Annotated in this window: 15 protein-coding genes and 1 pseudogene; 13 read left to right on the forward strand and 3 right to left on the reverse strand. The window is 45.8% G+C overall.

Going from position 1 to position 13,599, the window contains the following annotated elements:
- Positions 1-126: 126 nt before the first annotated feature.
- The 7 genes and pseudogenes from pyrH to ACG3M1_RS11815 all read left to right on the forward strand — a co-directional run bounded on the left by pyrH (position 127) and on the right by ACG3M1_RS11815 (position 5,983).
- Positions 127-840 (forward strand): UMP kinase, encoded by a 714-nt coding sequence (gene pyrH, locus ACG3M1_RS11785; RefSeq protein WP_008817320.1) that lies wholly within the window; start codon positions 127-129, stop codon positions 838-840.
- A gap of 4 nt (positions 841-844) precedes the next feature.
- Complete coding sequence (gene frr, locus ACG3M1_RS11790) at positions 845-1,387, forward strand: ribosome recycling factor (protein WP_395814189.1); 543 nt, start codon at positions 845-847, stop codon at positions 1,385-1,387.
- Between the two features lie 171 nt (positions 1,388-1,558).
- Positions 1,559-2,263: an isoprenyl transferase gene (locus ACG3M1_RS11795; RefSeq protein WP_008817319.1), complete on the forward strand. Its 705-nt coding sequence runs from the start codon at positions 1,559-1,561 to the stop codon at positions 2,261-2,263.
- Position 2,264: 1 nt separating this feature from the next.
- Positions 2,265-3,038 carry a phosphatidate cytidylyltransferase gene (locus ACG3M1_RS11800; RefSeq protein ID WP_008817318.1) on the forward strand — a complete coding sequence of 258 codons (774 nt, stop codon included), beginning with the start codon at positions 2,265-2,267 and terminating at the stop codon, positions 3,036-3,038.
- Positions 3,035-4,201, forward strand: coding sequence for a 1-deoxy-D-xylulose-5-phosphate reductoisomerase (gene dxr / locus ACG3M1_RS11805; RefSeq protein WP_008817317.1), 1,167 nt, complete (start codon positions 3,035-3,037; stop codon positions 4,199-4,201). The genes ACG3M1_RS11800 and dxr overlap by 4 nt, the downstream gene beginning before the upstream one ends.
- Positions 4,198-5,255: pseudogene (rseP, locus tag ACG3M1_RS11810) on the forward strand (RIP metalloprotease RseP). The gene dxr and the pseudogene rseP overlap by 4 nt, the downstream one beginning before the upstream one ends.
- 239 nt (positions 5,256-5,494) lie before the next feature.
- The gene (locus ACG3M1_RS11815; protein ID WP_008817315.1) at positions 5,495-5,983 is read left to right on the forward strand and encodes a hypothetical protein; all 489 of its coding nucleotides are present in this window, start codon (positions 5,495-5,497) and stop codon (positions 5,981-5,983) included.
- 105 nt (positions 5,984-6,088) lie between these two features.
- On the opposite strand, the gene ACG3M1_RS11820 is transcribed toward ACG3M1_RS11815, so the two are convergent.
- Positions 6,089-7,216, reverse strand: a complete 1,128-nt coding sequence (locus ACG3M1_RS11820; protein WP_395814192.1) for a transglutaminase domain-containing protein — start codon at positions 7,214-7,216, stop codon at positions 6,089-6,091.
- Positions 7,217-7,286: 70 nt separating this feature from the next.
- Positions 7,287-7,553 carry a 30S ribosomal protein S20 gene (gene rpsT / locus ACG3M1_RS11825; RefSeq protein WP_008817313.1) on the reverse strand — a complete coding sequence of 89 codons (267 nt, stop codon included), beginning with the start codon at positions 7,551-7,553 and terminating at the stop codon, positions 7,287-7,289.
- A gap of 104 nt (positions 7,554-7,657) precedes the next feature.
- On the opposite strand from rpsT, the gene gpr reads away from it, so the two are divergent.
- The 4 genes from gpr (at position 7,658) to fmt (ending at position 10,900) form a co-directional block, all read left to right on the forward strand.
- The gene (gene gpr, locus ACG3M1_RS11830; RefSeq protein ID WP_002608942.1) at positions 7,658-8,533 is read left to right on the forward strand and encodes a GPR endopeptidase; all 876 of its coding nucleotides are present in this window, start codon (positions 7,658-7,660) and stop codon (positions 8,531-8,533) included.
- Between the two features lie 80 nt (positions 8,534-8,613).
- Positions 8,614-9,570: a stage II sporulation protein P gene (gene spoIIP, locus ACG3M1_RS11835; protein WP_008817311.1), complete on the forward strand. Its 957-nt coding sequence runs from the start codon at positions 8,614-8,616 to the stop codon at positions 9,568-9,570.
- Between the two features lie 6 nt (positions 9,571-9,576).
- A complete protein-coding gene (locus ACG3M1_RS11840; RefSeq protein ID WP_002608944.1) occupies positions 9,577-9,873 on the forward strand; it encodes a hypothetical protein in 297 nt (98 codons plus the stop codon).
- A gap of 76 nt (positions 9,874-9,949) precedes the next feature.
- On the forward strand, positions 9,950-10,900 hold the full coding sequence (gene fmt / locus ACG3M1_RS11845) for a methionyl-tRNA formyltransferase (protein ID WP_227761504.1): 951 nt from the start codon (positions 9,950-9,952) through the stop codon (positions 10,898-10,900).
- 57 nt (positions 10,901-10,957) lie between these two features.
- Here the strand turns inward: fmt and ACG3M1_RS11850 are convergent, their stop codons facing one another.
- Positions 10,958-11,170: a helix-turn-helix domain-containing protein gene (locus ACG3M1_RS11850; protein ID WP_008817309.1), complete on the reverse strand. Its 213-nt coding sequence runs from the start codon at positions 11,168-11,170 to the stop codon at positions 10,958-10,960.
- Positions 11,171-11,272: 102 nt separating this feature from the next.
- Between ACG3M1_RS11850 and ACG3M1_RS11855 the strand changes: the two genes are divergently transcribed.
- Together ACG3M1_RS11855 and lepA are read left to right on the forward strand one after the other, a co-directional pair.
- Entirely contained in the window at positions 11,273-11,470 is a 198-nt protein-coding gene (locus ACG3M1_RS11855; RefSeq protein ID WP_021420803.1) for a hypothetical protein, read from the forward strand.
- Positions 11,471-11,774: 304 nt separating this feature from the next.
- A complete protein-coding gene (gene lepA, locus ACG3M1_RS11860; RefSeq protein ID WP_009269160.1) occupies positions 11,775-13,583 on the forward strand; it encodes a translation elongation factor 4 in 1,809 nt (602 codons plus the stop codon).
- Positions 13,584-13,599 lie beyond the last annotated feature (16 nt).

The following is a 13,599-nucleotide window of genomic DNA, read 5'->3' on the forward strand; positions in this document are numbered from 1 at the left end:
GACAACATTTATAAAATGGAAAAAAACAGCATATTCCTCTTCCTTTTTGAAAGCTTTTTCTTTATAATAAGAACGGAAGGATTTCATAATCCATACATACGAAAAATGATAAAGGTGGACGTAATTATGTACAAACGAGTATTGCTGAAATTAAGCGGAGAAGCATTGTCCTCTCCGGGGAATTCCTTTGATCCCAAAATTCTTGCTTCACTGGCAAAGGAACTGAAACAGGTGCATGAGCTTGGTGTGGATCTGGCAATCGTTGTCGGCGGGGGGAATTTCATCCGCGGCAAGATGGCGGAAACCATGGGCATCGAACGTGTGCAGGCAGACTATATGGGGATGCTGGCAACTGTAATCAATGCACTGGCAGTACAGAGTGCGCTGGAACAGGAAGGTGTTCCTACCCGTGTACAGACAGCGATTGAAATGCAGAAGGTTGCTGAACCGTTTATTGTGCGTCGTGCAAACCGTCATCTGGAAAAAAGCCGTGTTGTAATTTTCGGTGCCGGAACAGGAAATCCATATTTCTCAACGGATACCACAGCGGCTCTTCGTGCGAGCGAAATCGGAGCTGATGTGATTCTGATGGCAAAAAACGGCGTGGACGGTGTATACAACGCGGATCCGAAGACCAATCCGGATGCAGTAAAATATGACACGCTTACGTATATGGACCTGATTCAGGAGGGGCTGGCTGTCATGGATACGACAGCTACCAGCATGTGCATGGACAATGACATCGATCTGGTGGTGTTCAATATGAATGAGCACGGCAATATCCTGAAGGCTGTACAGGGGGATATTACGGGAACCGTTATCACAAAGGAAAGGAAGTAATACTATGGAAATCTTAAATCATGCGGAAGAAAAAATGAAGAAGGCTGTAGCCGTACTGGAGGAGGATCTGAAAACGATTCGTACCGGTATGGCACACGCATCTCTGCTTGACCATGTGCAGTTTGAATATTATGGAAGCCCGACACCGATCAATCAGGTGGCATCCGTTAAGGTTGTTGAGGGACGTCAGCTTGTCATCAAACCGTATGACCGCGGCACGCTGAAGGACATTGAACGTGCGATTCAGACAAGCGATACCGGTCTGGTTCCACAGAGTGATGGAGAAGTTATTCGTCTGAATGTTCCAGCGCTGACAGAGGAACGCCGTAAGGAGCTGGCGAAATCCGCTCATAAAATGGGAGAGGAAGCAAAAATCGCTATCCGTAATATCCGTCGTGATGCAAATGATGCAGTGAAGAAGGATAAAGAGCTGACAGAGGATCTGAAGAAGGATGCACAGGAGAAAATCCAGAAGCTGACGGATAAAATCGGAAAGTCCATTGATTCTGCTGTGGATACAAAAGCAAAGGAAATCATGAAGGTTTAAACACATACAGGAGATGTCTGGCAAGCAGCATCTCTTTTCTTGTGCCATATGTAAAAAAAGGGAATCAAATTCAGCTGTATAGCTGTAAAAGTATGGTAGTTCATGGAAAGTATGGTATAATAATTCTGTTCTGATGAACACGCGATAATGATTGTAGGAGGATGAATCCTTATGGATACAAGAATCATACCGCAGCACATTGCCATCATCATGGATGGAAATGGACGCTGGGCTAAGAAACGAGGTCTGCCGAGAACTGCCGGACATAAGCAGGGCGCGGAAAATATAAGAAAAATCGCCATCGCATGCAATACGATGGGAGTGAAAGCACTGACCTGCTACGCGTTTTCCACGGAGAACTGGAAACGTCCGCAGGATGAGGTTGATTATCTGTGCAAGCTTCCGAAGCTTTTTTTTAACCGCTATCTGGCAGAGCTGAAAAAGAATAATATCAAGGTAACCTTTCTCGGGGAAATCGAACGCTTCCCGGATGAGACACGCCGTGTCATTACCACAGCCGTTGAGCAGACGCAGGAGAACACGGGGCTGATTCTCTGTCTGGCTGTCAATTACGGTTCCCGCCGTGAAATCACATTGGCCGCGCAGAGATATGCACAGGATGTACAGCAGGGGAAGGCGAGCACGGAAATCGACGAGGATGCTTTTGGCAGCTATATGATGACAGCGGATATGCCGGAGCTGGATTTGATGATCCGCACGAGTGGAGAGCTGCGTATCAGCAATTTTCTGCTTTGGCAGCTGGCCTATGCGGAGCTTATATTCACACCGGTGGCCTGGCCGGATTTCTCACAGGAGGAGCTGAATAGAGCCATCGATGAATTTAATCACAGAAACCGCAGATTTGGAGGTCTGTAATATGAAGACCAGGATTATTACAGCGCTGCTGATCATCCTCTGCGTAGTCCCGCCACTGGTATACGGCGGCTGGCTGATTGATCTGCTGATTGCGTTTATTATTGTTGCAGGCGGCATTGAGCTGCTGAATCTAAAGGAACAGGATGCAAAATGGCCTCTGGGAATCAAGACACTTGCTATTGTGGCAGTCTTTGTACTGGTTTTAAGCGATGAACGGCTGCATGTTGCCTTGCTTGGTGTCTCAGCACTTATCTTTTTATCCATACCGGTATTCACAGATCGCTTTCATGCCAAGGATGGCTTCCTGTGTATTGCCTATGTGATGTTCTTCTTTGCAATCGCACGCTGCTTTCTGCATATTTACGGAACCAATCGCATGTATGTGTGGTTTATCATCATCGCCACCTATGCGTGTGATACCGCTGCGTATTTCTGCGGACGGTTTTTAGGGAAGCATAAGCTGAATGTACGTATTTCTCCAAAAAAGACATGGGAGGGCTCCATTGGCGGGTGGCTTTTCGGCGCTCTGTTATCCTTTGCCTTTGCCTGGTTTATGATCGATACGATGACGCCGCTTCAGATGATAATTGCTTCCGCAATTCTGACGGTGACCGGACAGATTGGTGATCTTGCGTTCAGCGCTATTAAGCGCAACTTCGGTATTAAGGATTTTTCCGATCTGCTGCCTGGACATGGCGGTGTGCTGGATCGGGTGGATTCTCTTGTCTTTAATTTTATTTGTTTTGATCTGATACTGGTGGTGTTGATGTTATGAAAAAAATAATGCTGCTTGGTGCCAGCGGAAGTATCGGCTCCCAGACTCTGGATGTGGTAAAGCATCATAGTTCTGAATTTGAAATCATAGGATTAAGTGTCGGCTATAATATGAAAAAGCTGGCAGAGATATTGGATGCCCTGCCAAAGGTGCGTCAAGTCTGCGTGGCGGAGGAAGCGGATATGGAGGATATGCAGAAACGCTATCCCAGCCATTCCTTCTGCTTTGGCGATGCCGGACTGAAGCAGCTTGCCGCAAATCCGGATTACGATGTTCTGGTGAATGCTGTCGTCGGCTTTCGCGGACTTGTACCGACACTGACAGCCATTGATCATGACAAGACGGTAGCCCTTGCCAACAAGGAAAGTCTGGTTGCCGGGGGTCCGCTGGTAAAGCGTGCCCTAAAAGAGCATCCGGTTGCGCTGTATCCCATTGACTCCGAGCATTCCGCAATCTTCCAGTGCCTGCAGGGGAATGCGCTGAAAGAGGTAGATAAGCTGATTATTACGGCAAGCGGGGGAAGCTTCCGTGACCGCAGCCGTGCTGAGCTTGCGGATGTCACCGTAAAGGAGGCCCTGCAGCATCCCAACTGGGACATGGGCGGACGCATTACCATTGATTCCGCTACCATGATGAACAAGGGCTTTGAGGTGATCGAAGCACATTATCTGTTTGATATTCCTTACGATGCAATCGATGTGGTGATCCATCGCGAGAGTATTATCCATTCTATGGTGCAGTATCGTGACCATGCGATCATGGCACAGCTGGGAACAGCAGACATGCGCCTGCCAATTCAGTATGCATTATCGTATCCCTCCCGTCTGGAAATGAAAAATGCCGAACCGTTTGACTTTCAGCGGACCTTTGCACTTCATTTTACGCCTGCCAGCGAGGAGCGCTATCCTCTGCTGAAGCTGGCCTTTGCGGTTGGCAGAAAAGAAGGAAACCTGGGCGCAGTTATGAATGGTGCGGATGAGGAGGCCGTTGCGTTGTTCCTCGATGGGAAAATCGGTTTTCTGGATATCGAGCGCTATATTATAAAGGCAGTGGAAGCTGCAGCATACATCGCGCATCCTTCTCTGGAAGAGGTTATAGAGAGTGATGCCTGGGCACGGGAATTCGTGCACAGGGCGTGGAAAGGAGGAATGTGTACGGTATGAGCAATATAGTAAATATTATTTATTTTATTCTGATTCTGAGTGTTATCATTATCGTTCATGAGCTGGGACATCTGATTGCTGCCAAGCGTTTCGGTGTCTACTGCAAGGAATTCTCCATCGGTATGGGCCCTGTTGTTTATCAGAAGCAGGTCGGTGAAACTGCATGGTCCATCCGTGCTCTTCCGATTGGCGGCTTTGTGGCAATGGCCGGAGAAGAGGATGATGATGAGGCAGAGGAACTGGATATTCCATATGAGCGCACATTAAACGGCATCAAGCCGTGGAAGCAGATTGTTGTTATGGCGGCAGGAGCTATCATGAATGTCCTGCTGGCGTGGGTGCTGTTTATCGGCATTACCGCGTATCAGGGTGCTGTCAGTGTCCCGGGAAAGGCACTGGTTGCCTCTGTACAGGAGAATTCCGCAGCAGAGAAGGGTGGAATGAAGGCCGGGGATGAAATCATCCGTGTGAAGAACGGTAATGAGGTTCTGGAGCCGAAGACCTTCAACGATGTTGTAGAATTTATCCAGTATTATAATGGTGATACGGAATTTACCGTATTGCGGGATGGGAAGCAGGTAACGCTGCATTTCACACCAACGTATGTCAAGGATGAAAGCAAGTATATCCTCGGAGTTCTTCAGCAGAATGAAATCAAAGAGATTTCACTGCTGGAATCCATACCCTACGGTACAGAAAAAATGGTGGATTCGGTAACGACTATTTTTGAATCCCTTGGAAAGCTGGTACAGGGTGTCGGCTTGAAAAATCTGAGCGGGCCTGTCGGAATTTACCAGGTAACGGCCCGATCACGCAGACCGGTCTGCTGTCAACGATTGCACTGATTGGACTGCTTTCTGTCAACGTCGGCATTTTCAACCTGCTGCCGATACCGATTCTGGACGGCGGACGTATCTTTATCGTTTTGATTGAAACCCTCATCGGGCGTAAGCTAAACGAGCGTATACAAAGTGCCATCATGATGGCCGGTCTGCTGATGATTGTCGGTATTATGGTTCTGGCAACCTGGAATGATATATCGCGTCTGTTTTAACATATCGTATTGTAAAAGGAAGCAGTTAAAATTCTGCTTCCTTTTATCTTCTTTTTCGGCTTTGCAATCAAAGTCTTGCAGACGTTGCAGTATTGATTTATAGTATAGATAGATACCACAGAGCTTTTCCTGATTATGGAAGTGCAGTCTGTCCACCCTGATTGGCATGAAGAATGACGGGGATCATCGTGTATTGATAACAGAAAGGCAAGCAGGGGAAAGCGTAGGCGGTGTTTAACATGGATGGTGCCTGTTGGGCGGCTCCGGTTAGGGCAGAGAGTGAAAGGGGAAGTGAAATGGATTCCTTTGCATATACGAGAAATTATGATAATATCGCTTTGTTTGACAAGCACACAAGACGCTTTACCTTCATACTGGGGGATGGGGGTATATATTCCTATGATGCTATAAAAAAAGCAAGAAAGTCATTGGAATATGTTGGAACACCATTAGAAAATGCGTTTGCTAATATAGGCAGAATCGGGCCAGGAAATGCCTTTTCATCAGGTTCAGAAAAGGTGCAGGTACGTGTAAAGCTGTTTTTCACAGATGGTACTTTCACATATGGGTATGTATCTAAAGAAACAGTACAAAAGGGCTCTTTACAATACCATAAAGAAATTGTAAAAGCTGAAAAGGTCGTAAAGGTACTGAATACCATCGCTCGTAAAAACCGCAAAGAGGATGCCGATCAGGATTTTCTAATCAAAATAAGGAGAATAAAATAACCTTGGTATTCATGCGGCTTGCTGCTGTATGTGGAATGAGTAAGGGATAAAAAAAGATTTCAAATGCTGTCCGGCTATCCTCGGTCACATTCGAAATCTTTTTCTTTACCAGTAATTCAGAAAGAAGCAGTAATTCTCATCCAGACTGTAATACTCAAATTCCTGCGGATTATAGCCTGCACTCTGGAAGAGGTCAAAGATATGCTGGGAGCGCAGCAGCTGCTTGACCTGCTCATATGTCTGCCTGCTGTCACACTTGATGGCCAGGCAGGGATCGGGATTGTTGATATTGGAGGCAATGATCGCGATGATCTGATTTTCATCATAGCCCTTCAGATACGCATCTCTTTGATAAAAGAAGCTGTCCTTATATGCAGCAGTCTGCTTGATTTCCTGCTGTGGGGCATAGATGTTTTCTACCTCCGCACTGGTCATTGCAAAATAGGCGTAGCGGTAATTGTTATAGCTTTTCTCAATCTTGATATCACCAAAGGTGGGGTCCAGATAATACCACTGCTTATCCATCTGCACCATATTGATGACATGATATTCCTCCGGGTTTTCAATGACCTGTACCAAAATAATCGCATTGGGGATATGCAGCTGATCCAGCAGATATTTGAAGCTTTTGGAATACCCGGCACAGACTGCCTTTTTATCCAGAAATACACTGAGCATATTCTGATTGTTTTCTTCCTTGTTTACATAATCACTGCGATCAATGATCCAGTCATACAGAAGCTTCACTCTTTCGTAATCAGTCTGCTTTGCTTCCGCTTTCTGTAATATCTCCTCAGCGACGGCATCCACCTGCTTTTGCAGGTTTGCTGTTTCCTCCTTATCGTATGCATAGGAGGGATACAGTGTTACACTTTCCTTATCATCGGATTCTTTGTAATTGTATTCGTAGTTCGACCAGAACAGCTCGGGATGATCGAAGGTAACGGCATCAAAGAGCTTCATGACATAGGGCATACTGCAATCCAGCAGTACAGAGGATTCATGATGCAGCAGAGCGCCGTACAGCCGGTCATAATCATCCTGCAGATTTTCATGCAGCAGGGAGCGCTGGTATTTGTAGCAGGTATCCTCATTGATTGCCTTGCTGTTTTGAATGGATGTCTGCTTCAATTCAACAGCAGGATCCTTCTGCTCTTTCTCTTCCGCCTTCTGCGTGGCACTGCAGCCGAACAAGATAAGGGAAGTCAGCAAGATTATGCCATAGCGTTTCATATAATCCTTCCTTTCCCATCTATACTATCATAGCATGAAATGAAAAAAAACAGAACCTCTGTCCTGTTTCTTATGCAGCAATAGCGTTGATTGCTTTAGCCAAACGTGATTTCTGTCTTGTTGCGTAGTTTTTGTGGTGAATACCCTTCGCAACAGCTTTATCTAATTTAGTACTTGCTTCGTTGTAAGCAGCAGCTGCGGCAGCTGCGTCTTTTGCGTCAACAGCAGCCAGAACTTTTTTGATGGAAGTTCTCAATGCAGATTTCTGAGCACTTACAGCCAAGTTTCTTTTGTTGTTGGTTTTTACACGTTTTTTCTGTGATTGGATCTGTGGCATGTTGCACCTCCTAGTTTTCAATTGCCAATAAATTATATCAAAAAGAATATGAAAATGCAATAATAAGGTGAAAAAAAACCATACTATGGAAGAGGTGTATAAAAATGGCAGAACCATATCAGATACGTAGTGATTTTGCGGATGAAATCATATCCGCAGATATCCAGTCAAAAACCTATGAGCATATCGAAAAAAAGAATGATTACATTCGCAGCAATTATATTAAGGTCCTTTGTGATGAAAATGAGCTGGGCAAGCATAAGGGGGATTATGTTTCCATTGAATGCCGTGATCTGGATGATCATGTCGTCCGGGAAAATATGATTGATGCAATTCAGGAGAATCTGCAGCATATGAGTGATAACATGCATGTGACGCTGAAAAAAATTCTTGTGGTTGGATTGGGAAACCGCTTCATTACCTCGGATGCACTGGGGCCGCAGGCGGCAAATGAAATCCTAGTGACCGCCCATCTGTATGAGCATGAGGACCCTGCCTATTTAAAGGGAACACGCAATGTTGCGGTGCTGCAGCCGGGTGTTATGGGACAGACCGGTCTGGAGTCGCTGTCCATTGTCCAAAGCGTTGCGCAAAGCTATCAGCCGGATCTGGTCATTGCCATAGATGCACTGGCTACCCGTAACATCGCCAGGATCAACCGCGTTGTTCAAATCAACAATACCGGTATTCAGCCGGGAAGCGGCGTTGGAAATCACCGGATGTCACTCTGTGAGAAAAGCCTGCATATTCCCGTTATCGCCATCGGTGTGGCAACGGTTACCAGCATCGGTGCCATCCTGCATGAAACCCTCGAGGTCAGCGGAGAGGAAAAGCAGCATATTCTGCAGAAGATACAGGACAGCAATTATCTGAATCTTGTCGTAACGCCAAAATCCATGGATGATGAATTGAAGCATCTGGTCTATATCGTTTCCGAAAGTCTGAATCGCTTCCTGCATCCCAACTATGAACAGCTGTAATGTCGGATTTTGTCATCCATAGTTTAACATGAAAGCACGCCCGGCCACATATGGTGGTAGAGAAGGGAGTGCTTTTTTCTATGAAATCTACATGTAAGCTTCTCGTTAAAGTATTCGTACTGATTGCCTTTCTCTATCTGACACCCTTTGCCAGCGGTTTGAAGCACTGCTTCCGCAATGCAGATGATCTTTTGAATAATTTTGTTTATAAGCAGAAGACGATCAACAGCTCCCTTTCACTGAAGGATTCCTTAAATGTATTGTCCTACAATTCCAATCTGACGATTCCCAAGGAGGACATCAGTGAGGTGGAAACGACACAGGATAATCCGAGTGTTGTGCCGAAGACGACAGACGAGCAAAAGGATACCTCGCAAAGCAAGGATGACGGTAAGAACAATAAGGCTGAAAGCAGTGACAAGAAAACGGAAGAAAAATCCGAGGATAAAAAAGTAAAGAGTACCGGAAAACGGGTATATATCTACGACACCCACCAGGATGAAAGCTATAAGGGTGGCAAAACGGTGCTGGATGCTGCGGCTATTCTGGCGCAGAAGCTGGAGGACCGCGGCATCAAGGTGGTTCTGGAAACCAATGATTTCATCCGTTACCGTGATACGCATGGACTGACGTATAATGAATCCTATGTAGTATCCTATAAATATCTAAACGAAGCGCTTGTGAATTACGGTGGCTTTGATATGTGTCTGGATCTGCATCGTGACAGCATTCCAAGGGAAGCGAGCTATATCAATATCGATGGTAAGAATTATGCCAAGGGGATGTTTGTTGTCGGTGGTCTTGGGAAAAATGCCAAGACGGCAACCAAGCTGTCCACGACATTAACTGACACGATCAATGCAAAGAAGAATGGTATCATGAAGGGGGTCATGACAAGGGAGGCCTATTATAATCAGGAGGTTGCCAAAAACATTGTATTGATGGAGCTTGGCGGTGATGTAAACACCTTCGAGGAGGTTTCAAACTCCCTGGATGTTATCGCAGACGGTATTCATGATGTACTGACAAAGGAGTGATTTTATATGAAGCGATTTCTGGCGGATGCCATTCTGATTTGTATTCTTGTATCGATCGGCTCCTATATCAATCAGCAGGGGTCAGATGATACGCGAAATCTCGTTCAGGAGCAGGTGGAGAGCTTTGAATCGGATGTTGCGCAGAATCGAGTTGTGAAAGCACAGAACGATCCGGTCGCATTAAAGGATATTGAGGAAAACCGCGCTTCCCAGCTTGCGAAGAGCAGCAGTGAGGCAATTGTATCCACAATGAAGGGATGTGTACAGATGTTTTCCGATGTATTCGATGGACTGTTGCATTAGCTGTCATACCCAAGAGGAAGACAGTTTGTTAAAGTAGATGCAAACGAACGCACAACATGTTATAATGCCTACTGAGGTGATTAGCTTGGATAATAAACAAATACGAGTTCTGTTCATGGGCACGCCGGAAATTGCCGTGTCTATGCTGGAACGGCTGTGGAGTGACGGCTATCGGATCATCGGTGTTGTCAGTCAGCCGGATAAAAAGGTAGGAAGAAAGCAGGTGCTGCAGATGCCGCCGGTAAAGCAGGCAGCTTTGGCACATGATATCCCTGTGTATCAGCCAATCCGAATACGGGATGATTATGAGGAACTGATGCAGCTGGATATCGATTTGATTGTAACCTGTGCATACGGGCAGTTCATCCCTTCGAAGCTGCTGGAGCATCCGACCTATGGCTCAGTCAATGTGCATGCATCGCTGCTGCCAAAGCTGAGAGGCGGAGCACCGATTCATAAGGCGGTCATCGAAGGGCATGCGGAAAGCGGTGTATCCATCATGCGCATGGTGAAGAAAATGGATGCCGGTGCTGTCATGGCGCAAAGTCATGTGACGATTGAAGATGAGGATACGATGGGGTCCTTGTATGATAAGCTGGCCGTTTCCGGTGCACAGCTGCTGAGTGAAAGCATTCCGAAAATCATTGACGGAAGTGCTGTCTTCGTGGAACAAAACGAAGCGGAAGCAACGTTTGCCTACACCATTCAAAAGGAAGAGGAGCATGTTGATTTCAGCAGAGATGTAGAAAGCGTCTATAATCATATCCGTGGTCTGATTCCTGCACCCTGTGCCTATGCGCTTGTAAATGGCAAAAAGCTGAAATTCCATAAGGTGCGCAGACTGAGCAAAAAGGGAAGTGCCGCCTGCGGAGAAATCATCGGTATGGTGGACGGCGGTTATGCGATTGCCTGTGCCGACGGACTGATTCTGGCAGATGAGCTGCAGCTGGAAGGAAAAGCGAAGATGGAGGCAAAGGTCTTCTTTAACGGCAGCGGGAAAAATCTGATTGGCTATATCGTGGACTAATGAAATAGAAAAAGAAGGTGTCCGATGGGATGCCTTCTTTTGTGGGTAATCACACTATTATTTAGCTGTTTTATTTTCTTCCCATTCCATAATCTGAAAGGGCTGAACCTTCAAAAAGGTGCAAACCTTATCTAGTGTCTCCGTCGTGACAATTTGATTGTTGCTCAATTTACTGATGGTGGCATTGGAAATTCCTGCGCCCTCCTTCAATTCAGTTTTGTTTATGTCTTTCCTGTTACAATAGTCCCAAAGCTTATAATAAGTAATCATATGCAATTCTCCGATAGAGATATGATAATATGATTCACTAATAACAGTTGTATATTCTTTGTTAACACGATAAAATAAATGTGATAGCAGAAAGTGATGGTAATGATGACAGATAAGTGTAGAGGCAATATCAGAGAAATGAATCGAGATTATATGAATAAAATAGAAGTATTGAATTTCTATGATGAATTGACAAACGACCAGAAACAGAGCTTTATGATGCTGATGGATACTCTGGGAGTACTTTGTGAAAAGCGAAGCAGAGAAGACGATATCTCGGTTCGTGAAAATATGTTGTAACATAACTGTATTGACGCCATTGCGTATTCTGTTGTTAGAAAAGCTATAAAACGAAGGGATGGGCTATGTTTCATATAACGGTTATGCTTTCTACATGGTTGCTGAACATAGAAAGGACCCGCCTCCTACAGCGGGTCCTTCTTTGTTAGATAAATTCTAACGTAAAAAGGCTCTCTCATCCTTTTCCACTAAACTTTAGCACTACTCGCTGAAAAGGTCAAGAGGAATTGCTTTCTACACACTAAATTTGCTTTCCATCCCACAACTTTCCTGTTATAATAGTCCTTGCGTTAGGAGTGAGAATATGGATCAGAAATACATAAGAAACTTTTCAATCATCGCCCATATTGATCATGGGAAATCAACTCTGGCCGATCGTATTCTTGAAATTACAGATACTGTTGAACAGCGGGAAATGAAGGAACAACTGCTGGATACCATGGATTTGGAACGGGAGCGTGGCATTACGATCAAGCTGAATGCCGTTCAGCTGAAATATAAAGCGGAGGATGGACAGGATTATATTTTCCATCTGATAGATACACCGGGACATGTCGATTTTACATATGAGGTATCCCGTTCGCTTGCGGCCTGTGAGGGAGCCGTTCTGGTCGTGGATGCGGCACAGGGCATCGAGGCACAGACACTGGCCAATGTATATCTGGCTTTGGATAATGATTTGGAAATCATTCCGGTGATCAATAAAATTGATCTTCCCAGTGCACAGCCGGATGTTGTGCGCAAGGAAATCGAAGATGTAATCGGACTGGATGCCAGCGATGCACCGCTCATATCGGCGAAAAACGGCTTGAACATCAAGGATGTGCTGGAAGCGGTCGTACGCAATGTGCCGGCACCGTCCGGAGATCCGCATGCACCGCTGCAGGCACTGGTGTTTGACTCATTGTATGATGCTTACCGTGGTGTTATTGCTTATGTTCGTGTTAAGGAAGGAACCCTGCGGGTTGGTGATCATATCCGGTTTATGGCCAGCGGGGCGGAATACGAAGTGCTGGAGGTAGGTATTCGCAATCCGAAGGAAGTCAAGAAGGATGTGCTGGAATGCGGCGAGGTAGGCTGGGTTTGCGGCTCTATTAAATCCATTAAGGATGTGCGTGTCGGAGATACCATCACCCATGCGGATCATGCCGCAAAAGAAGCGCTGTATGGATATCGGGAAATGAATCCGATGGTGTACTGCGGTTTATATCCGATTGATTCCAGTAAATACAACGATTTGCGGGATGCTTTGGAAAAGCTGCAGCTGAATGATGCCTCTTTGCAGTTTGAAGCAGAGACCTCACAGGCACTGGGCTTTGGATTTCGCTGCGGCTTTCTGGGGCTGCTGCATATGGATGTTATTCAGGAACGCATTGAGCGGGAATACCGCATTGATCTAATTGCGACTGCACCTTCCGTTGTCTATCATGCATATCTGACGGACGGCTCCGTACTGTCCATCGATAATCCATCCCTGCTTCCGGATGTGCAGAAAATCGATCATATTGAGGAACCGTTTGTACGTGCCAGCATTATGACACCGAATGATTATGTCGGGCCGATCATGGAGCTGTGTCAGCGCAAGCGTGGGAATTATAAGGATATGGTCTATATTGATGAGGGCCGTATGAATGTGATCTATGAACTGCCGCTGGGAGAAATTGTGTTTGATTTCTTCGATAAGCTGAAATCCTGCACGAAGGGATATGCGTCTTTGGATTATGAGCTGATCGGTTATCAGACGAATAAGCTTGCCAAGATGGACATTCTGTTAAACGGGGAAATCGTAGATGCCTTAAGCAGTATTGTACATCGGGAGTTTGCTTATCCAAGAGGACGTGCTATCTGTGAAAAGCTGAAGAAGCTGATCCCAAAGCAGCAGTTTGAAATTCCGATTCAGGCTGCGATCAATGGAAAGATCGTTGCACGTGCAGATATTAAATCCCTGCGTAAAAATGTGTTGGCGAAATGCTATGGCGGGGATATCTCCCGTAAGAAAAAGCTTTTAGAGAAGCAGAAGGAGGGAAAGAAGCGCATGAAGTCTGTCGGTAGTGTAGAGGTGCCGCAGGAAGCCTTCATGGCCGTGCTTTCCATGGATGATGATGACAAATAAACAGGTCGGAAATGAT

This window comes from Clostridium sp. 10cd* (assembly GCF_044336395.1).
In the GTDB taxonomy this organism is placed as follows: domain Bacteria; phylum Bacillota_I; class Bacilli_A; order Erysipelotrichales; family Erysipelotrichaceae; genus Clostridium_AQ; species Clostridium_AQ innocuum.